General features: G+C 58.4%; 20 protein-coding genes and 1 pseudogene. 9 read left to right on the plus strand and 12 right to left on the minus strand.

The window, feature by feature from the left end:
• Positions 1–84: 84 nt before the first annotated feature.
• The gene (locus tag HX793_RS02610; RefSeq protein ID WP_016975454.1) at positions 85–558 is read right to left on the minus strand and encodes a Dps family protein; all 474 of its coding nucleotides are present in this window, start codon (positions 556–558) and stop codon (positions 85–87) included.
• 416 nt (positions 559–974) lie between these two features.
• On the opposite strand from HX793_RS02610, the gene HX793_RS31520 reads away from it, so the two are divergent.
• Positions 975–1,577, plus strand: coding sequence for a cold-shock protein (locus HX793_RS31520; protein WP_016975455.1), 603 nt, complete (start codon positions 975–977; stop codon positions 1,575–1,577).
• Between the two features lie 69 nt (positions 1,578–1,646).
• On the opposite strand, the gene HX793_RS02620 is transcribed toward HX793_RS31520, so the two are convergent.
• The gene (locus HX793_RS02620; RefSeq protein ID WP_016975456.1) at positions 1,647–1,853 is read right to left on the minus strand and encodes a SlyX family protein; all 207 of its coding nucleotides are present in this window, start codon (positions 1,851–1,853) and stop codon (positions 1,647–1,649) included.
• 3 nt (positions 1,854–1,856) lie between these two features.
• Positions 1,857–2,282, minus strand: a complete 426-nt coding sequence (locus HX793_RS02625; RefSeq protein ID WP_177053382.1) for an HIT domain-containing protein — start codon at positions 2,280–2,282, stop codon at positions 1,857–1,859.
• A gap of 873 nt (positions 2,283–3,155) precedes the next feature.
• Here HX793_RS02625 and HX793_RS02630 point away from each other — a divergent pair.
• Positions 3,156–4,457 (plus strand): OprD family porin, encoded by a 1,302-nt coding sequence (locus tag HX793_RS02630; RefSeq protein WP_016975458.1) that lies wholly within the window; start codon positions 3,156–3,158, stop codon positions 4,455–4,457.
• A gap of 192 nt (positions 4,458–4,649) precedes the next feature.
• Here HX793_RS02630 and HX793_RS02635 read toward each other — a convergent pair whose 3' ends face one another.
• Together HX793_RS02635 and HX793_RS02640 are read right to left on the minus strand one after the other, a co-directional pair.
• Positions 4,650–5,492, minus strand: coding sequence for a mechanosensitive ion channel family protein (locus HX793_RS02635; protein WP_016975459.1), 843 nt, complete (start codon positions 5,490–5,492; stop codon positions 4,650–4,652).
• A gap of 135 nt (positions 5,493–5,627) precedes the next feature.
• Positions 5,628–6,113: a YajQ family cyclic di-GMP-binding protein gene (locus HX793_RS02640; RefSeq protein ID WP_053135814.1), complete on the minus strand. Its 486-nt coding sequence runs from the start codon at positions 6,111–6,113 to the stop codon at positions 5,628–5,630.
• A gap of 123 nt (positions 6,114–6,236) precedes the next feature.
• Between HX793_RS02640 and HX793_RS02645 the strand changes: the two genes are divergently transcribed.
• The 3 genes from HX793_RS02645 to HX793_RS02655 are packed head-to-tail and all read left to right on the plus strand — an operon-like array spanning position 6,237 to position 9,818.
• Entirely contained in the window at positions 6,237–7,154 is a 918-nt protein-coding gene (locus HX793_RS02645; protein WP_177094151.1) for a putative 2-dehydropantoate 2-reductase, read from the plus strand.
• Between the two features lie 46 nt (positions 7,155–7,200).
• Complete coding sequence (locus HX793_RS02650) at positions 7,201–9,237, plus strand: sensor histidine kinase (RefSeq protein ID WP_177094149.1); 2,037 nt, start codon at positions 7,201–7,203, stop codon at positions 9,235–9,237.
• 2 nt (positions 9,238–9,239) lie between these two features.
• Positions 9,240–9,818, plus strand: coding sequence for a cob(I)yrinic acid a,c-diamide adenosyltransferase (locus tag HX793_RS02655; RefSeq protein ID WP_177053385.1), 579 nt, complete (start codon positions 9,240–9,242; stop codon positions 9,816–9,818).
• A 125-nt stretch (positions 9,819–9,943) separates the two neighbouring features.
• On the opposite strand, the gene HX793_RS02660 is transcribed toward HX793_RS02655, so the two are convergent.
• From HX793_RS02660 to secA, 3 genes are all read right to left on the minus strand, one after another.
• Complete coding sequence (locus HX793_RS02660) at positions 9,944–10,888, minus strand: Nudix family hydrolase (RefSeq protein WP_177094147.1); 945 nt, start codon at positions 10,886–10,888, stop codon at positions 9,944–9,946.
• Between the two features lie 13 nt (positions 10,889–10,901).
• Positions 10,902–12,119, minus strand: a complete 1,218-nt coding sequence (gene argJ / locus HX793_RS02665; RefSeq protein ID WP_016975464.1) for a bifunctional glutamate N-acetyltransferase/amino-acid acetyltransferase ArgJ — start codon at positions 12,117–12,119, stop codon at positions 10,902–10,904.
• A 124-nt stretch (positions 12,120–12,243) separates the two neighbouring features.
• Positions 12,244–14,979, minus strand: a complete 2,736-nt coding sequence (secA, locus tag HX793_RS02670) for a preprotein translocase subunit SecA (RefSeq protein WP_016975465.1) — start codon at positions 14,977–14,979, stop codon at positions 12,244–12,246.
• Positions 14,980–15,284: 305 nt separating this feature from the next.
• Between secA and HX793_RS02675 the strand changes: the two genes are divergently transcribed.
• The gene (locus HX793_RS02675; protein WP_016975466.1) at positions 15,285–15,740 is read left to right on the plus strand and encodes a DUF721 domain-containing protein; all 456 of its coding nucleotides are present in this window, start codon (positions 15,285–15,287) and stop codon (positions 15,738–15,740) included.
• A gap of 4 nt (positions 15,741–15,744) precedes the next feature.
• On the opposite strand, the gene HX793_RS02680 is transcribed toward HX793_RS02675, so the two are convergent.
• Complete coding sequence (locus tag HX793_RS02680; protein WP_177059677.1) at positions 15,745–17,223, minus strand: helicase HerA-like domain-containing protein; 1,479 nt, start codon at positions 17,221–17,223, stop codon at positions 15,745–15,747.
• A 204-nt stretch (positions 17,224–17,427) separates the two neighbouring features.
• On the opposite strand from HX793_RS02680, the pseudogene HX793_RS31930 reads away from it, so the two are divergent.
• Positions 17,428–18,459, plus strand: a pseudogene (locus tag HX793_RS31930) (HAMP domain-containing protein); the annotation flags it as partial.
• Between the two features lie 93 nt (positions 18,460–18,552).
• Entirely contained in the window at positions 18,553–19,317 is a 765-nt protein-coding gene (locus tag HX793_RS31935; protein ID WP_370590840.1) for a methyl-accepting chemotaxis protein, read from the plus strand.
• Here HX793_RS31935 and HX793_RS02690 read toward each other — a convergent pair whose 3' ends face one another.
• Together HX793_RS02690 and purU are read right to left on the minus strand one after the other, a co-directional pair.
• A complete protein-coding gene (locus HX793_RS02690) occupies positions 19,318–19,488 on the minus strand; it encodes a hypothetical protein (RefSeq protein ID WP_177053389.1) in 171 nt (56 codons plus the stop codon).
• Between the two features lie 84 nt (positions 19,489–19,572).
• Complete coding sequence (gene purU / locus HX793_RS02695; RefSeq protein ID WP_010208067.1) at positions 19,573–20,421, minus strand: formyltetrahydrofolate deformylase; 849 nt, start codon at positions 20,419–20,421, stop codon at positions 19,573–19,575.
• Positions 20,422–20,771: 350 nt separating this feature from the next.
• Here purU and mvaT point away from each other — a divergent pair, with 350 nt between their 5' ends.
• Complete coding sequence (gene mvaT / locus HX793_RS02700) at positions 20,772–21,146, plus strand: histone-like nucleoid-structuring protein MvaT (protein WP_016970296.1); 375 nt, start codon at positions 20,772–20,774, stop codon at positions 21,144–21,146.
• An 89-nt stretch (positions 21,147–21,235) separates the two neighbouring features.
• Here mvaT and sbcB read toward each other — a convergent pair whose 3' ends face one another.
• Positions 21,236–22,663 (minus strand): exodeoxyribonuclease I, encoded by a 1,428-nt coding sequence (gene sbcB, locus HX793_RS02705; RefSeq protein ID WP_177094145.1) that lies wholly within the window; start codon positions 22,661–22,663, stop codon positions 21,236–21,238.
• Positions 22,664–22,678: the final 15 nt, after the last annotated feature.

Here is a 22,678-nt window from a genome sequence, read left to right on the forward strand (position 1 = left end):
CGACGTTGATAGGCGTAGGACAACGCCAGGAAATGCGTGGAAACAAGCAAGCGACGCCGGGAAGGCGCCGCCAAGGGTAGTTATTTACTGATTTTCAAGCAGGGAACGCAGCATCCACGCGGTTTTCTCGTGAACCTGCATGCGCTGGGTCAACAAGTCGGCCGTCGGTTCATCGCTGACCTTGTCGAGCAGCGGAAAGATACCCCGCGCAGTGCGCGTGACCGCTTCCTGGCCTTCCACCAGTTGCTTGATCATATCCTCAGCACTCGGCACGCCTTCTTCCTCCTTGATGGAAGAAAGTCGGGCGTAGACGGAGTAGGCCCCCGGCGCCGGGAAACCCAACGCACGGATACGCTCGGCAATGGAGTCCACCGCCAGCGCCAACTCGTTGTATTGCTCTTCGAACATCAGGTGCAACGTGCGAAACATGGGGCCCGTGACGTTCCAATGGAAATTGTGTGTCTTCAGGTACAGTACATAGGTATCCGAAAGCAGTCGCGAAAGCCCGTCGACGATGGATTTACGATCTTCTTCACTGATACCGATATCGATTGCCATGTTTATCCCCTTCAATTGACAAGCATTCATTGATCAGGTGCAGGACCACTCTAGCAAGTGTGCCGATGATGCGCAGCCCGGCGCGGCAATTCGCCCCGGCCTTGGCCCGCGAAAACAACGAAACCCAAGCCTTAGGTCTACGTAGGAAATAACCCAGCAGGCTGTTTGAAAAGCCCACACGTGTCTAGGACAAGCGTTTGACGCAGAAATGCCGTCGCCCTTGCAACACCCCGAAATGCTTGATTTGAGTAGGCACAGCCTTTGCTGTTAAATAGGCGGCGTGTCGTCGCCGTTACTTTCTGCGGCAGCGACATAGGCTGATACCCCGCGCACGTGCCCAACGCCTCCCATTGTTCAGAAGCGAACCGTGCCAGTCAGCTCTTCCTTGTGATCCGTCTTAACGTGAGTTAATCAAAATGTTGAAAATCGTCCACCTGCTAACGGGCGTTGCAGCTTTGCTGCTGTCCTTTATCCCGAGCCTGCAGCCTGAAAGCCTGCCGTATCTGGAACAACACGACGCTCTGTACCTGGCCTTGTTCGGCCTTCTTAACCTGACGCTGGCACCGGTGATCCCTTACTGGAACAAAGGCACGCGTCATCAACTGCAAAACCTGGTCAGCGCGCTGTTGGTACTGACTGTTGTTGTACAAACCCTCACCCTCCTGGCGCCCATGCCTGAAGTCGGCGGCCACCCGGCCATCCTGCTCAGCCTGGTGATTGCTGTGGCCGCCATTGTTCTTCACCTGGCCATCAGCTTCTACCGTTCGTCCCCTGCGGCCTCGTCGCAAACCTACGACATGACCAATCGGGATACCGGTACCGTCAAGTGGTTCAACACCTCCAAAGGCTTCGGCTTTATTTCCCGTGATTCGGGCGACGATATCTTCGTCCATTTCCGGGCCATTCGCGGCGAAGGTCACCGTGTCCTGGTGGAAGGCCAGCGCGTGGAGTTCTCGGTCATGAATCGCGACAAAGGCCTGCAGGCCGAAGACGTGATCGCGGCACTGCCGCGTCGCTGATACCGGCTTTCGCAGCAAAAAAAACCGCGATCCAGCCTGGCTGGGTCGCGGTTTTTTTATGCACGCCTATTAATAGTGAGGCGGCGGCGCTTCTTCTTCGGACGTCTCGAATTGACCGCCCATTTCTTCCTGGCGCTTGAGCAGCGCGGTCATTTGCATTTGCAGGCGCTCGACGGCGCGCTGCTGGGTGACGAGGATGTCATTGAGGGTCTCGATGGTGTCGTCCTGGAAGGCCAGGCGGCTTTCCAGGTCGTTGACGCGGTCTTGCAGATCCATGATTCAGCCCTGGGTAAAGACGAAGTCGGCGGGCAACAGCGCGTGCAGGCGAGCGCGGATGGCGGCCACTTGCTCGTCAGTGTAAGGCTGTGCCGGATGTTTGCCCCACACGGGCGCAGGCCAGGCGGCATCGTCGCGTTTGCGCACGATCACATGCACGTGCAACTGGCTGACTACATTGCCCAGGGCGCCGATGTTCATTTTGTCGGCGGACCAGCCTTCATTCAGCAACTGGGCCAAGGCAGTGGTTTCTTGCCACACACGTTGCTGGTCAACGACATCCAGTTGAAACACTTCGCTGATACCGTTGATGCGCGGCACCAGGATGAACCAAGGATAGTTCGAGTCATTGGACAGCAGCAGGCGGCACAGGGGGAAATCCCCGATGACCAGTGTGTCTTGTTGAAGGCGTTGATCTAAAGCGAACACCGCAGGCACTCCGTTCGGCAGGTCAGGTTCAAGGCGCCAGCATACCTGCGAATCGCTGTTGCTTCACGCCGGTCGATACGCGCCCAGGCAAGGCGTGGCGAAAAAAAGCGCACCATTTCGAGCCAAACGATTTTTTCGACTACGCTCAATCACCAATCCGTTGGTGATTGACCAAGCGCTGATCAAAACATTGCGATGAAAACCGCGATGCAGAGGCCTTCCAAAACAAGGCATTGAGCCATCACCCAAACACTGAGGCATCAGAGGCCATGCACCAAAATAACCCAATTGCGCCTCAAAGAGATCCGCCGATTACCCACTGACTGGGGTGAACGGGTAACGTTTTTCCCACATACAGGATTTATGCACCACAACACAGGTACAGAGCCCGGGCGTCAAGGCCAAACCAATCGGCGTAAAAACCCCGTGCTTATGCGGTTTTCACCCAGCGGTAACGTTTTTCACGAAAAAATGACATTCGATTTGCGGTTTGGGCACGCTTGCTGCATTCATCCCTTTATCGTCGGCAACGGCACCCGAAGGGAAGCAGGTGTTTCGCGATGAAAAACAGCAGCGGTTCAATGCACGCCATGGAAGATTTCAAACTTGGAAAGTAACGTTTTTTTGCGTTCTTTTAACGGTCTGGAAACAGTATTGAAGTTGTCAGCCTCGTTACAGTGAGGCTGTGAATTTGCGACATGGATATAGCAATCTACGACAAGCTCGTAAAGAAGCTGAAAGGAAAGTTGGGCAAGTATCGCCAATATTGTCAGCGTGATATAACTTTGCGCCGACACAAAAAGAAAGAGCCGCCCAGACAAAAATATAGGTGGGACGGCAGTACTCTTCCTAAAACCAAAGGAGCAAATCACGATGCGCGTGATGAAGTGGAGCATGATCGCCCTGGCTGTTTCAGCAGGCACTACGCAGTTCGCAACGGCCTCCTCCCAGGACGACGCCAAAGGCTTTGTTGAAGACAGTACTTTCAGCATCAATACTCGCGCTCTGTATTTCAGCCGCGACAGGCGCAACAACCCGTCGACTGCACAAAGCCGCCAAGAAGAAACCGGCCTGGGCTTCAACGGCCTGTACCAATCCGGCTTTACCCAAGGCACCATCGGTGTCGGTGTTGATGTCATCGGTCTGCTGGGCGTCAAGCTCGACAGCGGCAAGGGTCGCGCCGGTACCGGCCTCTTCCCTACCGGCTCTGACGGCCGTTCGCAGGATGATTACTCCAAAGGTGGCGGCGCCATCAAATTCCGTATCTCCGATACTGTCTTGAAAGTCGGCGACCAGTACACAACTGCGCCTGTATTTGCGTCTGACGACAGCCGTTTGCTCCCAGAGCTGCCCCAGGGCATATCGATCACCAGCAACGAAATCAAAGGCCTGAAGCTCGAAGCGGGTCACTTCACCTCGATCGTTGCACAGTCACAGACCTACAAAGACAGTATCGGCAGCTATGAACCGATTACCGGTACCGGCCTGCGGGACGCCAACTTCGTGGGCGGTGTCTACTCCTGGACCCCCGAGTTCACCACCAGCCTCTACTACTCGAAGGTTGAAGACTACTGGCGTAAATACTATGCCAACGTGAACTGGACCCACGCGCTCAGCGATGATCAGTCCTTGGCCTTTGACTTCAACATCTACGACACCAAGAGCGAAGGTGCCGGTCTGCAGCGCGCAGAAAAAGACAACACCACCAAGCTTGATAACCGCGCATTCAGCCTGCAAGGCGCCTACACCATCGGCGCACACACCTTCACCCTGGCAGCCCAGAAAGTTACCGGTGACGGCGACTACGGCTACGGCGTAGACGGCGGCGGCACAGTGTTCCTGGCCAACTCCATCGCCCGTTCCGACTTCAATGCCGAAGGCGAGAAGTCCTTCCAGGCGCGTTACGACATCAACATGGCGACATTTGGCATTCCTGGCCTGAGCTTCATGACTCGTTATGTCACTGGTAGCGGCGCCAACACTGGCACCACTAGCAACGGCAAAGAGTGGGAACGCGACATCGAAGCCAAGTACGTGATCCAAAGCGGTGCAGCTAAAGACCTGAGCCTGCGTCTGCGTCAAGCAACCTACCGTTCGGGTGATGGCGTTTACTACGGTTCGCCTTCGATCGACGAACTGCGCCTGATCGCGCAATACCCGCTGAACATCCTGTAATTGACAGTTTTATTACAGCGATGACTTAAGGCTTTCGCCTTAAACAAAAAGCCGCTCTCTTGTTTAACAAGGGAGCGGTTTTTTTATGGCTTTAATGTTTCAGCAACAAAATAACTAGCAAGCTAACTAACTACATTATCACCGATAGCTTGAACCTGACCTAACGGCCAAGTTCAAGGCAGTTAATTGCCATTACTTGGCAGCTGTTTCCTGCATCACGCGAATAACCCGCTGTGGAAACGGAATATCAATCCCCGCCGCTTTCAAACGATCACGTGCAAGTTCGTTCAACATGAACACCACGTCCCAATAATCTGCGGTCTTGGTCCAGCAACGCAGGGAAACAGTGATCGAACTGTCACCCAAAGTCGAAACCACTGCTACAGCGGCCGGGTCTGCCAATACACGCGGATCTTTCGCCAGCTCCAGCAGCACTTCACGGGCTTTCTGCAGGTCGGCTTCATAGTCGACGCCCACATCAAACACCACCTTGCGGGTCGGCTGACGGTTGGTGTTGGTGATGAGGCCGTTGGACAAGCTGCCGTTGGGGATAATCACGGTCTTGTTGTCACCGGTACGCAGCACGGTGTGGAAGATCTGGATGCTGTCGACGGTACCTGAAGTGCCCTGGGCTTCGATCCAGTCGCCGATGCGGAACGGGCGGAACAACAGAATCAGCACACCACCGGCGAAGTTCGCCAGGCTGCCTTGCAACGCCAGGCCGATGGCCAGGGTGGCGGCACCGATCGCAGCAACGAAGGAGGTGGTGGCGACGCCGATCATCGAGGCCACGTTGACCACCAGCATGACTTTGAGCGCAATGTTCGCCAGGCTGGTGATGAAGTGTTGCAGCGCCAGGTCAGCATTACGCAATGCCAGCAAACGCCCCACTCGGTGCGTCAACACGTTGATCAGCCACCAACCGATGGCCAGGGTGAGCACCGCCAGCAAAAACCGGCTGCCGTATTCCATGATCATCGGGATCCACGACTCTGAGGTCTTGATCAAGTGATCCACTTCAGCATTCAAATCCATCTATATTCTCCTGTTTACCGGATGTTCGGCGTAGTGAGTGGCCATAAATGCAATTGAGCCCCGTAGGGCTCAATAGTCGGCGCAGGTTCTGGGGCGTGGGACGTCAAAAACGCCCACAGGTTCCCCAAAGTGCCATCAGTCGCGAAAGTTATTGAACTGCAGCGGCATGTCGAAGGTCTTGGCGCGCAAGGCCGCGATGGCGTCTTGCAGGTCGTCACGCTTCTTGCCGGTGACGCGAACCTGTTCACCCTGGATGGCAGCCTGGACTTTCAGCTTGGCATCCTTGATGTGGGCAACGATCTTCTTCGCCAGCTCCTTGTCGATGCCTTCCTTGAGAACGGCTTCTTGCTTCATGAGCTTGCCGGAGGCGTAGGCGTCCTTGATTTCAAGGCATTGCGCGTCGATCTTGCGCTTGACCAGCGACAGCTTGAGGATCTCGATCATCGCTTCCAGCTGGAAATCGGCTTCAGCGGTCAGGTTGACGGTCAGCTCTTTTTCCTTGAATTCGAAGCTGCCCTTGCCTTTCAAGTCATAACGACGGTCCAGTTCCTTGACGGCGTTCTCGACGGCGTTGGTGACTTCGTGTTTGTCCAGTTCGGATACCACGTCGAACGAAGGCATGTCATTTCTCCAATATAAGGGGCGGGCTCAGTAGAGATGGAGCGCGCCCAAGCTAAAATGCCGAGGCATTATAGCGGTTCTTTTGTCCCGTTCGCTGCGGGCGACTCTTTGGAGCACAAACTGATGTCGACCACCTGGCATATTCTCGGCGCCGGCAGCCTGGGCACACTCTGGGCCACGCGGCTGGCGCGTGCTGGCGTGCCCGTGCGGTTGATCCTGCGCGATGCGGCGCGCCTGGCCAATTATCAGTCAGCCAAGGGATTGACCCTGGTGGAACAGGGCATAGAACACACTTACCCGGTGATGGGTGAAACGCCTGACAGCCCAGAGCCGATTCATCGTCTACTTGTGGCGTGCAAAGCCTACGACGCCCAAGGCGCCGTCGCACAGTTGCAGCACCGGCTGGCACCCGACGCCGAACTGATCCTGTTGCAGAACGGCCTCGGCAGCCAGGACGCTGTGGCCGCGCAACTGCCCCAGGCACGCTGCATCTTTGCCTCCAGTACCGAAGGCGCGTTTCGCGATGGCAACTGGCGTGTGGTATTCGCCGGCCATGGCTACACCTGGCTGGGCGACGCGAGCCATCCCACCCCGCCGCTCTGGCTGGATGATTTACAGGCCGCCGGCATCCCCCACGATTGGAGCACCGACATCCTCACGCGGCTGTGGCGCAAGCTGGCGCTCAATTGCGCCATCAACCCACTGACCGTGCTCTATCAATGCCGTAATGGAGAACTGCAAGCTCATCAATGCGAAGTCGCGACCCTCTGCGCCGAGCTGGCGGAGCTGCTGGCGTGCTGCGGCCAACCCGCTGCCGCGCAGGACCTGCAACACGAAGTAGAGCGGGTGATCCAGGCCACCGCCGCCAACTACTCATCCATGTATCAGGACGTGACCGCCGGCCGGCGCACCGAGATCAGCTATCTCTTGGGCTATGCTTGCCAGGCGGCTTCTCGTCACCAGTTGAACCTGCCGCACCTGCAACAGTTGCAAGTACGCTTGGTGGAGCGCTTGCTTGCACGTGGATTGCCCCACGACTGAGCCACGCGCTACCCTGCCCGCCTGTCTATCACCTGGGAAAACCCTGATGCCGCTGCGCCAGCGTCTTGAAAACCTACCGGTCGGGCAGAAACTGCTGGCCGCCCTGCTGGTGCTGTTGACCACTGTATTGCTGGTGGCCAACCTGACCTTTATCAGCGCCGCCTACTGGATCTCCCAGGAAAGCATGGCGCCCCAAGCCTTGCAGGCCATCGGCCGCCTGGTGTCCAACCCCGCGCTCGCCGCCGAAGCCCTCGAATCGCCTGGCAAGGCTGACGCGCTGCTCAACGAACTGACCAGCTATTCGCCATTGCGCGCCGCCGCCCTGTACGACGGCGAAGGCAACCGCCTGGCACAGATGCAACACGGCGACCGCCTGCACCTGCCGGACAACTATCGGCATATCGAAGCCTGGCGCGTCACCGAATTTCGCAGTAACCAGGTCATTACACTCCCCCGCGCCGGCCAGCCGTCCGGGCATTTGTTGTTGGTGGCCAGCAGCGAGTTGCCGGTAGCGTTCTATACCGGCACCTTGACGGCGAGCCTGGGCATCCTGATTTTCAGCGTGTTGTTGTGGCTGATCATCGCCCGCCAGATCAAACGCCTGATCACCCGCCCCATCCACGAACTGGAAGAGCTCTCGCGCCAAGTCACCCGCGAGGAAAACTACGCCCTGCGCGCCGGCCGCGGCAACCACGACGAGATCGGCAGCCTGGCCGAAGCCTTCAACACCATGCTGTCGCGCATCGAAGCCCGTGAGCAGCAGCTCAAGCGCGCGCGGGACGACTCTCAAGCGGCGTATGACCAGGCCCAAGGCCTGGCCGAAGAGACGCGCCACACCAACCGCAAGCTGGAACTGGAAGTGCAGGTTCGCAGCAAGATCGAGAAAAAGCTTACCGGTTTCCAGAATTACCTGAACAGCATCATCGACTCGATGCCCTCGGCGCTGATCGCCCTGGATGAACAGCTCTACGTCACCCAATGGAACCAGGAGGCCAGCGCCCTCTCCGGCACACGCCTGGACGAAGCCTTGAACCAGCCGATCTACCTGGCTTTCCAGCCGCTCAAGCCTTACCTGCCGCAGATCCGGGCGGCGGTAGAGCAACATACCGTGGAGCGCATCGAGCGTGTCACCTGGTTCAAGGACGACGAAACCAAGCATTACGCCCTGACCTTCTACCCGCTGATGGGCGGGGCCGGGCGTGGCGTGGTGATCCGGATCGATGACATCACCCAGCGCTTGTCCCTGGAAGAAATGATGGTGCAGTCGGAGAAAATGCTTTCCGTGGGTGGCCTGGCTGCTGGTATGGCCCATGAGATCAACAACCCGCTGGGGGCGATCCTGCACAACGTGCAGAACATCCGCCGGCGCCTGTCCCCCGACTTGCCCAAGAACCTCGAGCATGCGGAACAGGCCGGCATCGAGCTGGAAACGGTCAACCGCTACCTGCAAAGCCGCGAAGTGCCGCAGTTGCTGGATGGCATCCAGCAGGCTGGGGCGCGGGCGGCGAAGATCGTCACTCACATGCTCAGTTTCAGCCGTCGCAGCAACCGGCAGATGGCTCCATGCGACCTGCCTGCGCTGATCGACCAGGCCGTGGAAATCGCCGGCAATGATTTCGACCTGACCATCGGCTTTGATTTCAAGGGCCAGGCGATCATCCGCCAGTTCGACCCTCAACTCGGCCCGGTACCCGGCACCGCCAACGAGCTCGAACAAGTACTGCTCAACCTGCTGAAAAACGCTGCCCAAGCCATTCACCTGCGTGAAGACGACAGCGAACCGGGACGCATCATCCTGCGCACGCGCCTCAACCCGCCGTGGGCGGAGATCCAGGTGGAAGACAATGGCATCGGCATGAGCGAAAACGTGCGCAAGCGTACGTTCGAGCCGTTCTTCACCACCAAGGAAATCGGCCAGGGCACCGGGCTTGGTCTGTCGGTGTCGTATTTCATCATCACCAACAATCACAAAGGCCAGATGGAAGTGCACTCGACCCTCGGCCAAGGCACCTGCTTCACCCTCCGTCTGCCCCTGGCCGGCAGCCAACTGCCGCCTTATGAACTGACTCAACTGGAGCACTGACCATGGGCTTTCGCCTGTCGAAGATCTACACACGTACCGGCGACAAGGGTGAAACCGGCCTGGGCGATGGCCGCCGCGTGCCCAAGGACCACCCACGGGTGGAAGCGATTGGTGAGGTGGATACGCTGAACAGCCAGATGGGCTTATTGCTGGCCAGCCTCGAAGAACAGAGTGGCAAGCATCCGGAGTTGAGGGATGTGATCGAGGTGCTTACGCCTTGCCAGCATCGTTTGTTCGACCTGGGCGGTGAACTGGCAATGCCGGTGTACAAAGCCTTGAACGCTGCCGAAGTGGATCGGCTGGAAGCCGCGATTGACCGCTGGAATGAGGAAGTGGGGCCGCTGGAGAACTTCATCCTGCCCGGTGGTTCGGCGTTGATCGCCCAAGCCCACGTGTGCCGCAGCCTGGCGCGCAGTGCGGAGCGGCGGTGTCAGCAGTTGAATGCGATTGAGCCGTTGGAGGGGGTGGGGTTGGCGTACATCAATCGGTTATCGGATTTATTGTTTGTGGCGGCGAGGGTGATTGCTCGGCGCCAAGGTGTTGCGGAGATCTTGTGGCAGGCGGCTGCTAAGCCCCACTGAGTTTTCAGTGCCTGATCTGACGCCTTCGCGGGCAAGCCCGCTCCCACATTCGACCGTATTTCAAAGGTAGAACTCGGTCAATTGTGGGAGCGGGCTTGCTCGCGAAGAGGCCCGTCAGAACACCATCAAACCTCAGGCCAAAATGCCCGAATCCCCGCCACACCCTGAGCCCCAACCTCCCAAGCCTGTTCCCGCTCGGCGGGCCCAACCCCGCCTAACAGAAACACCGGCTTGCTGAACCCACGGATCAACTCTGCCGCCTGCTCCCATCCCAATGGCTGTGCATCGGGGTGAGTCTGGGTCGGCTGTACCGGCGACAGCGTGACGAAATCCACGTCCATCATTTCTGCCAGTGCCAGCTCTTCTGCATTGTGGCAAGACGCCGCCAACCAACGATCTTTAGGAAGCGGTCGACCTTTGCTCGCGTATTTACGCAGTTGTGCCGAGGTCATGTGCCAACCGGCCGAAGGAAAATCACCCAGCCACTCGAACGGTCCCTTGAGCATCAACTGAGCCTTACCCGCGCACAGGCCTACTGCGTCCACCGCCAGGTCACGGTATTTAGGGTCGTAGCCATTGGGCGCACGCAGTTGTATCAGCTTGATTCCGCCAGCAATGGCTTTCTGGATACCCCGCAGTAACGTCGGGGTTTCCAGTTCGCCAGGGGTGATCAAATACTCAGCGGGCAAACGCGCCGCCGCAACGATTGGCGCGTTAGCCGCCGGGAACTCATAGTTGATCAGATCCCGAGGAGCGACCCATTCCAGCGGTTGCCCTTCAACACCATGGGGCTCGCCGGTAAACGCCGACACTTCCCAGACATCCAGCAACACCTGCTTGTCTGGATAGTCGTGCTGAACCTTGATCAGCGGCCGCGCAGTGGTGACCTGGATGCCCAGCTCTTCCTGCAATTCGCGGGACAGCGCGCTGGCGACCGATTCATCGGCCTCCACCTTGCCGCCGGGAAACTCCCAGAGGCCGCCTTGATGCTGGGTATCGGCGCGGCGCGCCAGCAGGATCCTGCCGTCGACACCGCGGATCACCGCTGCTGCTACATGCACTCGTTTCACCGCGCTTATCCTCTTAGGTACGGTATTCCGCGTTGATCTTTACGTACTCGTGGGACAGGTCGGTGGTCCAGATGGTTTCGCTGCACGCGCCGCGACCCAGCTCGATGCGGATGGTGATTTCTTCCTGCTGCATCACAGCCGAGCCTTGAGCTTCGGTGTAGGACTCAGCGCGGGCGCCACGGCTAGCGATGCACACGTCGCCGAGGAACACGTCAATCTTGCTCACGTCCAGGTCCGGCACGCCGGCACGGCCCACAGCGGCCAGGATACGGCCCCAGTTCGGGTCAGAGGCGAACAGCGCCGTCTTGATCAGCGGCGAATGCGCCACGGTGTAGCCCACGTCCAAGCATTCCTGATGATTGCCGCCACCATTCACTTCAACAGTAACAAACTTGGTGGCGCCCTCGCCGTCACGCACGATGGCCTGGGCCACGTCCATGCACACTTCGAACACCGCCTGCTTCAACGCCGCGAACAACGGGCCGCTGGCCTCGGTGATTTCCGGCAGGTTGGCCTGGCCGGTGGCGATCAGCATGCAGCAGTCGTTGGTCGAGGTGTCGCCATCGATGGTGATGCGGTTGAACGACTTATTGGCGCCGTCCAGGATCAGGCTGTGCAGCACGTCGCGGGAGACTTTGGCGTCGGTGGCGATGTAGCCGAGCATGGTGGCCATGTTCGGACGGATCATGCCCGCGCCCTTGCTGATACCGGTCACGGTGACGGTCACGCCATCGTGCACGAACTGGCGGCTGGCGCCTTTGGGCAGGGTGTCGGTGGTCATGATGCCGGTTGCTGCCGCGGCCCAGTTATCCACAGACAGATCGTCCAGCGCGGCTTGCAATGCACCTTCGATTTTCTCGACAGGCAGCGGCTCACCGATCACGCCGGTGGAGTACGGCAGCACTTGGCTGGCGTCCACGCCGGTCAGTTGGGCCAGCTTGGCGCAGGTGCGTGCAGCCGCCACCAGGCCAGGCTCGCCGGTACCGGCGTTGGCATTGCCGGTGTTGGTCAGCAGGTAACGGATCGTGCCGGCAACACGTTGCTTGGCCAGGATCACCGGCGCGGCGCAGAACGCATTGAGGGTGAACACACCGGCGACGGTCGAGCCTTCGGCACAGCGCATCACCACCACATCCTTGCGCCCCGGGCGCTTGATGCCGGCCGAAGCGATACCGAGTTCAAAACCGGCAACCGGGTGCAATGTGGGCAAAGGACCAAGACCAACAGCCATGAATGCGCTCCTTATAAATCAGATGATGTCTGTACCGTCGTGAGCGACGGCGAAATTAATGGCAAAACGCCGCGACGGCAGAGGCCGGTCGCGGCGCAGGGTGTAGCAGCGTCAGGCAAAAATCTTATTCGATCTGGCCGTGGCAGTGTTTGAACTTCTTGCCCGAACCGCAGTAGCACAGTTCGTTGCGGCCCAGCTTCTGGTCATTGCGAACCGGGGTTTGAGCCAGGGCCACGTCGACCTCTTCGCCCAATACCTCAGGCGCTTCCAGGCCCGGTGCTTCGTCATGCTGGAACTGCATGCGCGCAGCCAGAGCCTCGGCTTCCTGACGCAGGCGGGCTTCTTCCTCGATCGGGTCTTCGCGACGCACCTGAACGTGGGAGAGCACGCGAATCGAATCGCGCTTGATCGAATCCAGCAGTTCGGAGAACAGCGTGAACGACTCGCGCTTGTACTCCTGCTTCGGGTTCTTCTGGGCGTAGCCACGCAGGTGGATGCCGTGACGCAGGTGGTCCATGGTCGACAGGTGGTCTTTCCACAGGTCGTCCAGCACGCGCAGCACGATTTGCTTCTCGAAGGTGCGCAGTGCTTCGGCACTCGCCTGCTCTTCTTTCTCGTTGTACGCGGCCAGCAGCTCGGTCATCAGCTTCTCGCGCAGCGTCTCTTCGTACAGGTGGTCGTCTTCGTCCAACCACTGCTGAACCGGCAAGTCCACACCGAAGTCGCTCTTCAAAGCGGCTTCCAGACCGGCAACATCCCACTGCTCTGGCAGGGACTGTGGCGGGATGTGTGCGCTGACGGTGGCGTTGAGCACGTCCTGACGGAAATCAGCGATGGTCTCGCCAATATTGTCGGCGGCCAGCAACGTGTTACGCATGTGATAGATCACTTTACGCTGTTCGTTGTTGACGTCATCGAACTCAAGCAGTTGCTTACGAATGTCGAAGTTGCGGCCTTCAACCTTACGCTGGGCCTTCTCGATGGCGTTGGTCACCATGCGGTGCTCGATCGCTTCGCCGGACTGCATGCCCAGGGCCTTCATGAAGTTCTTCACGCGGTCCGAGGCGAAGATGCGCATCAGGCTGTCTTCCAGGGACAGGTAGAAGCGGCTGGAGCCGGCGTCACCCTGGCGACCGGCACGACCACGCAGCTGGTTGTCGATACGGCGCGATTCGTGACGCTCGGACGCGATCACCTGCAGGCCACCGGATTCCAGCACGGCCTGGTGACGTTTCTGCCAGTCCGCCTTGATCTGGGCGATCTGCTCAGGGCTCGGGTTTTCCAGTGCCGCGACTTCCACTTCCCAGTTACCGCCCAACAGGATGTCGGTACCACGACCGGCCATGTTGGTCGCGATGGTCAGTGCGCCTGGGCGACCGGCCTGGGCGATGATCTCGGCTTCTTTTTCGTGGAACTTGGCGTTGAGGACCTTGTGCTCGATGCCTTCCTTGTTGAGCAGGTTCGATACGTGCTCGGAAGTCTCGATGGTAGCGGTACCCACCAGGATCGGACGACCCTGGGCCATGCCGTCCTTGATGTCGTTGATGATTGCCGCGTATTTCTCTTCGGCCGTCAGGAACACCAGGTCGTTGAAGTCTTTACGCGCCAACGGCTTGTTCGGCGGAATGACCATCACGGCGAGGTTGTAGATCTGGTGGAATTCGAACGCTTCGGTGTCGGCCGTACCGGTCATGCCGGACAGTTTGTTGTACAGACGGAAGTAGTTCTGGAAAGTGGTGGACGCCAACGTCTGGCTTTCAGCCTGGATGTTGAGGTGTTCCTTGGCTTCGATGGCCTGGTGCAGGCCTTCGGACAGACGGCGACCCGGCATGGTACGGCCGGTGTGTTCGTCAACCAGCACGACCTGACCGTCCTGCACGATGTATTCGACGTTGCGATGGAACAGCTTGTGGGCGCGCAGGCCGGCATACACATGGGTCAATAGGCCCAGGTTGTGTGCCGAGTACAGGCTTTCACCTTCGGCCAGCTCGCCGATCTGGGTCAGCATCTCTTCGACGAACTGGTGACCGGCTTCGTTGAGTTCGACCTGGCGGGTCTTCTCGTCGATGCTGAAGTGACCTTCTTTGGTCACCACGCCTTCCACTTCCTCGATGTGCTGCTCCAGACGCGGAATCAACTTGTTGATTTCGGTGTACAGGCGCGAGCTGTCTTCGGCCTGGCCGGAGATGATCAGTGGGGTACGGGCTTCGTCGATGAGGATGGAGTCGACTTCGTCGATCACGGCAAAGTTGAGTTCGCGCTGGAATTTTTCATCCATGCTGAACGCCATGTTGTCGCGCAGGTAGTCGAAACCGAATTCGTTGTTGGTGCCGTAGGTAATGTCGCAAGCGTAGGCAGCGCGCTTCTCTTCCGGCGGCTGGAATGGCGTAACGACGCCAACGGTCAGGCCGAGGAATTCATAGAGCGGGCGCATCCAGTTGGCGTCCCGGCGGGCCAGGTAGTCGTTCACCGTCACAACATGCACGCCCTTGCCGGACAATGCGTTGAGGTAAACGCCCAGGGTTGCCACCAGGGTCTTGCCTTCACCGGTACGCATTTCGGCAATCATGCCTTCATGCAAGGTCATGCCGCCGATCAACTGGACGTCGAAGTGGCGCATGCCCATGACACGCTTACCGGCTTCACGGGCGACCGCAAAGGCTTCGGGCAGCAGCTTGTCGAGGGTTTCACCTTTGGCTATGCGGGCCTTGAACTCTTGGGTCTTGGCGCGCAATTGCTCGTCCGAAAGGGCAACCATCTGCTCTTCGAAGGCATTGACCAGCTGCACCGTCTTGAGCATGCGTTTGACTTCGCGCTCATTCTTGCTTCCAAAAAGTTTCTTTAACAAAGGCGCAAACATATCGGCAGGTTCTTCCACACATAGGGATGGAGGGCGCACCGTGAGTGGCCCGAGCAGCCCTCACGGCCGCATGCGAACGCGCATTCTACCCGGATTCGTGGGTGAGGAAAGTGGCGTTGTTCCCCGATGCTGGCATGGTGCTGTGAGAGGGCTTGTTTAAAATAAGGGCTTTTGCTGGAACTTCAACCCATGAAGCGCAGAAGTTACCAATTGATTTCATGAGCAAAACCCCACGGATGCATTGCCTGGGGCCGTACAGGCGCGTTCTGCTAAGATGGCGGCTCTGTTACTTAAGGTGTCCAATAATGGCATTTCGCCCCTTATCAGCCCGCGCTCCCGCCGTGTTGCTTCGCGATGCCAAGCCGCTGAAAGCCATCTTCGGCCATGCGCAACGGTTGGGCCGCCTGCAACGGCTGCTCGAGACCCAGCTGCAACCGGCAGCGCGCGAACACTGCCGCGTGGCGTCCTGGCGTGAAGGCAACCTGCTGCTTATTGTCACAGATGGCCACTGGGCGACACGTTTGCGCTATCAGCAAAAACGCCTGCAACGCCAATTGATGGCCTTTGATGAATTCGCCGGCTTGACGCGCATCCAGTTCAAGGTGCAACCGCCCACCACCCGACCTGGCGTGGCGGAGCATGTTCATGATCTGTCGCCCAATGCCGCCGAAACCATTCAGGCAACGGCCGACGGCATCAGCAACCCAGGTTTGCGCGCGGCGCTTGAACGGCTGGCGGCCCACGCCAAGCCCAAGCCCTGAATCGCTATTTGCGCTTGCTGCCACCCAATAACGACCCCAACAAGCCACGCACCAGTTGCCGCCCCATCTGATTGGCGGCTTGCTGCATCGCGGACTTCAGCGCCTTGCCTGCGGTTGTGCCGAGAAACGCCCCGGCCTTGTCGGTGAAGCTGGGCTCCTCGGCGGCCGGCTTGGCCTCTTCGGTTGGCCCAAGCTCTTTACGCGCCATCAGCACCTCATACGCGGATTCCCGATCAATCGGTTTGTCATACCGACCCAGCAACGGCGAACTGGCCACCAAGGCTGCTCGTTCGGCTGCGCTGAGCGGCCCGATCCGGGATTGTGGCGGTGCGACCAGGACACGTTGGACGACTTCCGGCGTACCCTTTTCCTGCAGTGTTCCCACTAAAGCCTCGCCTGTACCCAGCTCGGTCAATACCGAAAGGGCATCAAAGGCCGGGTTTGGCCTAAAACCATCGGCTACGGCGCGCAAGGACTTCTGTTCCTTGGTCGTAAACGCCCGCAGGCCATGCTGGATGCGCAGGCCAAGCTGGGCCAGCACGCTGTCCGGCAAATCGCCTGGGGATTGGGTGACGAAATACACGCCAACCCCTTTGGAGCGGATCAGCCGCACCACCTGCTCCAGACGTTCCTGCAATGCCTTCGGCGTATCGGCGAACAGTAAATGCGCCTCATCGAAAAACAGTGCGAGCAGCGGTTTGTCGGCGTCGCCACGTTCAGGCAGTTGCTCGAACAACTCCGCCAACAACCACAGCAGGAAGGTTGCGTACACCTTCGGCGCCTCATGCACCAAGCGGCTGGCGTCCAGCAGATGGATGCGACCACGCCCGTCAGCGGTGGGCTGCAGGATATCTTCCAGTTGCAGGGCCGGTTCACCAAACAAAGCTTCTGCGCCCTGCTGCTCCAGCACTGCCAGGCGTCGCAACAGTGCCTGGCTGGAACCGGTGGTCATCAGCGCCGCGTCTTCGCCCAGCAACTCTGGGTGATAGCGCAGATGATTGAGCAGTGCCTTGAGGTCCTTGAGATCCAGCAACAATAAGCCTTCGCGATCGGCCACCTTGAACGCCGCGTAAAGCGCCGACTGCTGGCTATCGGTGAGTTCCAGCAAACTACCGAGCAACAATGGGCCCATTTCGCTGATGGTGGTGCGCAATGGGTGACCTGACTGCCCGTGGATATCCCACAGCGTGACCGGATAAGCCTTGGCCGTGTAATTGAGGAAAGGCATGCCGGCGATGCGCTCGGCGACCTTGCCCTGCGGGTTCGCCGCGGCGCCCAGGCCGCACAAGTCACCCTTGATATCCGCCGCAAACACCGCTACGCCGGCATCACTGAAGGCTTCGGCCAGGCGTTGCAGCGTGACGGTCTTGCCGGTGCCGGTGGCGCCGGCGATCAACCCGTGACGGTTGGCCAGGCGCATGGCCTGGGCGATGGGCTGGCCGTCGAGGCCGGCGCCGATTAGCAGTTGCGAGGAGTCAGGCATTTCGTCACCCATGGTTAATCTTTAGTGCGGCCAGGTCGATACAGAGCAGTGTGAGACCCACAAAGTCTAAAAATAGGTCAGATAGTTCCCACAGGGACCACCGGAACCATCACCAGAAGTATCACACCTTTTTTGACGCTGCCATTTTGCGCCTCCCATAAGGACGCGCTTCGGATATTAAGACCTTAGCGGACCCTACAAGCCATGAATAAAAATCTGCGCTTCAGCCACAAAATCCTGCTTGCAGCCTCCCTTATCGTCATTGCCGCATTTGCGCTGTTTACTCTCTACAACGACTACCTGCAACGCAACGCGATACGCGACGATCTCAACAACTACCTGCACGAGATGGGCGATGTCACCGCCAGCAATATTCAAACCTGGCTTAACGGGCGCATTGCCCTGGTGGAAAACGCCGCGCAAAACATCGCCATCAACCCCGAGCCGTCCGCGGTTGCCAGCCTGCTGGAACAGAAAACCCTGACGTCCTCCTTCATGGCGACCTACGTCGGTGACAGCAAGGGCGCCTTCACCATCCGCCCCGACACCAAGATGCCGGACGGTTTCGACCCGCGTGTTCGCCCCTGGTACAAGGGCGCCCAGAGCAGCAACGGTTCAACCCTGACCGAGCCCTATATCGATGCAGCCACCGGCAAGTTGATCATTTCCGTTGCCACTCCCAGCAACCAAGGCACCCAGAGCATCGGCGTGGTCGGCGGTGACCTGAGCCTGCAAACCCTGGTGGATAACATCGGCGCGCTGAACTTCGGTGGCATGGGCTACGCGTTCCTGGTCAGCGCCGACGGCAAAGTACTGGTACACCCGGATAAAAACCTGGTGATGAAGACCCTGGCCGACGTGTATCCGAAAAATACGCCGAAGATCAGCGCAGACTTCAGCGAAGTCGAAGCCAACGGCAAGGACAACATCGTCACCTTTACGCCGATCAAGGGCCTGCCCTCGGTGAACTGGTACCTCGGTATATCAGTCGATAAAGACAAATCCTTCGCCATGCTCAGCGAGTTCCGCACCTCCGCGGTCATCGCCACGCTCATTGCGGTGGTGATCATCATCGCCCTGCTCGGCATGCTGATCCGCATTCTGCTCCAACCACTGCACGTGATGACCCGCGCCATGCAGGACATTGCCGATGGCGAGGGCGACCTGACCCGCCGCCTGACCATCCAGAACCACGATGAATTCGGCACTCTGGGTAACGCCTTCAACCGCTTCGTGGAGCGCATTCATACATCGATCCGCGAAGTGTCTTCCGCCACCCAGCAGGTCAACGAGGTGGCACTGCGGGTGGTCAGCGCCTCCAACTCGTCGATGGTAAATTCCGATGAGCAGGCCAACCGCACCAACAGCGTCGCCGCCGCCATCAATGAACTGGGCGCTGCGGCCCAGGAAATCGCGCGCAATGCAGCGCAGGCCTCCCATCAGGCCAGCGATGCACGGCATCTGGCTGAGGATGGCCAGCAGGTGGTGGAACGCAACATCAAGGCGATGAACCAGTTGTCGTCGATGATCAGCGCCTCCAGCAGTAACATCGAAGCGCTCAATAGCAAGACGGTGAACATCGGCCAGATTCTCGAAGTGATCACCAGTATTTCCCAGCAAACCAACCTGCTGGCATTGAACGCCGCCATCGAAGCGGCGCGTGCTGGGGAAGCCGGGCGAGGGTTTGCGGTGGTCGCGGATGAAGTGCGCAACCTGGCGCATCGCACTCAGGAATCGGCGCAACAGGTGCAGAAGATGATCGAAGAACTGCAAGTCGGTGCGCGGGACTCGGTCAGCACCATGGGTGAAAGCCAGCGACATAGCCTTGAAAGTGTCGACATCGCCAACCTGGCCGGCGAACGCCTGAACAGCGTGACCCAACGCATCGGCGAAATTGATGGCATGAACCAGTCCGTCGCCACTGCCACTGAAGAACAGACCTCGGTGGTGGAGTCGATCAACATGGACATTACCGAGATCAACACCCTCAACCAGGAAGGTGTGGAAAACCTGCAATCGACACTGCGTGCTTGTGCCGACCTGGAACAACAGGCTGCACGTTTGAAACAATTGGTTGGCAGTTTCCGGATCTGATCAGGCGTCCTTGGTCTCGGACTTGGCCCGCTCCTGCTCCCACAGTTCGGCGGCACCGGGAAATTCGGTGCCGTCCTCGCTGTTCAGGTCATCTGGGTCGTATCGACTCAAACAGCCCTCCCCCAATGTGGCGGGGGCCTTTGAAGTGGCTTTGTCCAGCGGATCACTCATGACTCAATCCTCGGCAGCATAAAGAAAAAGGGCCTGGGACGATTTAACGCCCAGGCCCTTCATTCTTCAATCACAACCGTTCGATCAGAACACGACGGTCTTGTTGCCGTGCACCAGCACGCGGTCTTCCAAGTGGTAACGCAGGCCACGGGCCAGCACCATCTTCTCGACGTCACGACCGAAACGCACCATATCTTCAATGCTGTCGCTGTGGCTGACACGCACCACGTCCTGCTCGATGATCGGGCCGGCGTCCAGTTCTTCGGTGACATAGTGGCACGTAGCACCGATCAACTTCACGCCACGCAGGGACGCCTGGTGGTACGGCTTGGCGCCGACGAACGACGGCAGGAAGCTGTGGTGAATGTTGATCACCTTGCCAGCATATTCGCGGCACAGTTCCGGCGGCAGGATCTGCATGTAGCGCGCCAGCACGACCACGTCGGCTTCGTGCTGCTTGACCAGGCGCGAGACCTCGGCGAACGCCGGCTCCTTGTCCTGCGGATTGACCGGCACGTGGTAATACGGGATGCCATGCCACTCAACCATGCTGCGCAGGTCATCATGGTTGGAAATTACACAGGCGATCTCGCAGTCCAGCTCATCGCTGTGCCAGCGATGCAGCAAGTCGGCCAGGCAATGGGATTCACGGCTGGCCATCAACACCACGCGTTTCTTCTGCTCGGTGTCGGTGATATGCCAGGTCATCGAAAACTCTTCGGCGATGGGCGCAAATGCGTCGCGGAAGGCATCAAGACCAAAAGGCAGCGAATCGGCACGAATCTCGTGACGCATGAAGAACCAACCGCTGAGATTGTCCGAGTGATGACTCGCCTCGGTGATCCAACCGTTGTGGGAGGCCAGAAAGTTACTGACCTTGGCAACGATGCCAACCCGGTCCGGGCAAGCAATCACCAGCCGAAAAGTGCGCATTAGGGGGAAACTCCAGAACTTCGCAAAGGCCGCCATTCTAGCGATTGCGCAGGAAAACTGCAGTATTCGTTGACGCTTATTCTGATCGCCGGCCGACGGCTTGTCCCTTAATAGCCTATGGTTTTACCACCTTTATATGAATTTAGTACGTCACCCTATGGCTGTTTCACGTATTTCAGGGGAATTATCTTAAGGCCTACGCCCTAGTAATTAACTCGAATGCATAGCAAGGCTACAAACATTCAAAGTAATTCACATAAATGCGCGCTTAAATGTTTACTTGGGCAAACTGCCTGACTATTATTGGGCCACTGTCCCTGTCAATCAGCGCTCTACATAAGGTAGTCCACATGTCTCTGATCAACGAATACCGTGCCACCGAAGAAGCTATCAAAGAGCTGCAAGCCCGTTTGAAGAACCTGTCCCAAGACGACAAACTGCAAACCGAGCTGGAATTCGAAGGCAAACTGCGCGCCCTGATGGGTGAGTACTCCAAATCCCTGCGTGACATCATCGCGCTGCTGGATCCAGAGTCGAAAGTTAAAGCACCACGTGGCGCTGTGAAAACTACCGGCACCAAGCGTGCTCGCAAAGTCAAACAGTACAAAAACCCGCACAACGGCGAAGTGATTGAAACCAAAGGTGGCAACCACAAAACCCTGAAAGAGTGGAAAGCCAAGTGGGGCGGTGACGTGGTTGAAGGCTGGGCAACCCTGCTGGGCTAAGCCTCGCCAGGCCTGTGCCTGATACGCGACACATTAAAAACGCCAGCTTGCTGGCGTTTTTTATTGCCTGTGTATTGTGTGAAGACAGATTACAGGTTCACCTTGCCGGCCAATGAGTCGGCATATCCCTGCCATTGCTCAAGCACCTCGGCCTGGAACGGCGTAGCACTATCGGCAAATTCTTGTTTAGCCTGTTTAAATGCCGCAAGGGTATTCGGCGCGCCCCACTCTGGGTCCGACAAACGTTGCTGGCAGAAAAGCTGCCAGCGTTGTTGCTCCTCACTGTTCAAGGTATCGGGGAAGTTACGCGCTCGGTAGCGAAACAATAATTCAGGCAGCCGGTGATCATCAAAAGGCCATTGCTGGCGAGCTAATTGTGCGGGCTCGGCCATCCGGACTTGTTCACATAAACGTCGATCACGATCTCCGATAAAACCATCGTATAGCTGTTGCTCCGGGTCTGAACTCGGCGCGAAATCTTCCTCGGCATAAATAGCCGCCAACTTATCGCGCCAACTCTCTTGTGCGTCAGTTAGCCGCAGGGCACGCTCCTGATAAAGATTCATGTCCAAGTGCAGACGCTCACGATCTTCTGCTCGAAGCACATTCAAAGGCGCAACCACAGGGCAGCGATTGATGTGCACCAACTTGAGCGGCACCGGCAACTCGCCCTCGGCAAGATCGTCACGCCTGGTGTAGAAGCGCTGGCGCAAGGTATCGGCATCCAGGTCCAGCAAACCTTGAGGGTCGAGACCGAGATCACAAACGATCAGTGCGTTGCGATTGCGCGGGTGCCATGCCAGCGGTAGCACAACCCCCAGGTAGTGACGCTCGGCGGAAAAACGCCCGGAGATATGCACCATGGGTTGCAGCAAACGCACCTGATCCATCACGCGCTGCTTGCTACGTAGCTGAAACAGCCATTCGTACAGCTTGGGCTGTTTCTCACGCACCCTTCGCGCCAGGGCAATGGTGGCACGCACATCGGACAATGCATCGTGAGCCTGGCCATGGTCGATACCGTTGGCTTCGGTCAGACGCTCCAGCTTGAGCGTGACACGCCCATCCTGTTGCGGCCATTCAATGCCTTCCGGGCGCAGGGCGTAAGCGGTGCGAATTACGTCGATCAGATCCCAGCGACTGTTGCCGCCCTGCCACTCACGCGCGTAAGGATCGAAGAAATTGCGGTACAGGCTGTAGCGCGTCATCTCATCGTCAAATCGCAAGGTGTTGTACCCAGCGCCACACGTACCCGGGGCGGCCAGCTCAGCATGCACCCGAGTCATGAAATCGGCCTCGGCCAGGCCTTTTTCCGCGAGGATTGCGGGAGTGATGCCGGTAATTGCGCAGGCGATGGGATGGGGCAGGATATCGTCGCTGGGCTGGCAATAAAGATTGACCGGTTCGCCGATCTCATTGAGTTCGTGGTCCGTCCGAATGCCGGCTACTTGAAGCGGGCGATCACTGCGCGGATTGATGCCGGTGGTTTCATAGTCGTACCAGAAAATGGAGGTCACGGGCTATTCCTGTAC

The organism is Pseudomonas reactans (genome assembly GCF_013387025.1).
Lineage (GTDB): Bacteria > Pseudomonadota > Gammaproteobacteria > Pseudomonadales > Pseudomonadaceae > Aquipseudomonas > Aquipseudomonas reactans.

What these genes read in the sequence shown, in the direction of transcription:
- HX793_RS02640 (WP_053135814.1), bottom strand. Translation starts at nt 6,113, where the DNA reads ATGCCTTCGTTCGACGTGGTATCCGAACTGGACAAACACGAAGTCACC.
- HX793_RS02650 (WP_177094149.1), top strand. Translation starts at nt 7,201, where the DNA reads ATGCCGCTGCGCCAGCGTCTTGAAAACCTACCGGTCGGGCAGAAACTG.
- HX793_RS02620 (WP_016975456.1), bottom strand. Translation starts at nt 1,853, where the DNA reads ATGGATCTGCAAGACCGCGTCAACGACCTGGAAAGCCGCCTGGCCTTC.
- HX793_RS31520 (WP_016975455.1), top strand. Translation starts at nt 975, where the DNA reads ATGTTGAAAATCGTCCACCTGCTAACGGGCGTTGCAGCTTTGCTGCTG.
- HX793_RS02655 (WP_177053385.1), top strand. Translation starts at nt 9,240, where the DNA reads ATGGGCTTTCGCCTGTCGAAGATCTACACACGTACCGGCGACAAGGGT.
- purU (WP_010208067.1), bottom strand. Translation starts at nt 20,421, where the DNA reads ATGCGCACTTTTCGGCTGGTGATTGCTTGCCCGGACCGGGTTGGCATC.
- HX793_RS31935 (WP_370590840.1), top strand. Translation starts at nt 18,553, where the DNA reads ATGGTAAATTCCGATGAGCAGGCCAACCGCACCAACAGCGTCGCCGCC.
- HX793_RS02690 (WP_177053389.1), bottom strand. Translation starts at nt 19,488, where the DNA reads ATGAGTGATCCGCTGGACAAAGCCACTTCAAAGGCCCCCGCCACATTG.
- HX793_RS02680 (WP_177059677.1), bottom strand. Translation starts at nt 17,223, where the DNA reads ATGCCTGACTCCTCGCAACTGCTAATCGGCGCCGGCCTCGACGGCCAG.
- HX793_RS02675 (WP_016975466.1), top strand. Translation starts at nt 15,285, where the DNA reads ATGGCATTTCGCCCCTTATCAGCCCGCGCTCCCGCCGTGTTGCTTCGC.
- mvaT (WP_016970296.1), top strand. Translation starts at nt 20,772, where the DNA reads ATGTCTCTGATCAACGAATACCGTGCCACCGAAGAAGCTATCAAAGAG.
- HX793_RS02630 (WP_016975458.1), top strand. Translation starts at nt 3,156, where the DNA reads ATGCGCGTGATGAAGTGGAGCATGATCGCCCTGGCTGTTTCAGCAGGC.
- HX793_RS02645 (WP_177094151.1), top strand. Translation starts at nt 6,237, where the DNA reads ATGTCGACCACCTGGCATATTCTCGGCGCCGGCAGCCTGGGCACACTC.
- secA (WP_016975465.1), bottom strand. Translation starts at nt 14,979, where the DNA reads ATGTTTGCGCCTTTGTTAAAGAAACTTTTTGGAAGCAAGAATGAGCGC.
- argJ (WP_016975464.1), bottom strand. Translation starts at nt 12,119, where the DNA reads ATGGCTGTTGGTCTTGGTCCTTTGCCCACATTGCACCCGGTTGCCGGT.
- HX793_RS02635 (WP_016975459.1), bottom strand. Translation starts at nt 5,492, where the DNA reads ATGGATTTGAATGCTGAAGTGGATCACTTGATCAAGACCTCAGAGTCG.
- HX793_RS02610 (WP_016975454.1), bottom strand. Translation starts at nt 558, where the DNA reads ATGGCAATCGATATCGGTATCAGTGAAGAAGATCGTAAATCCATCGTC.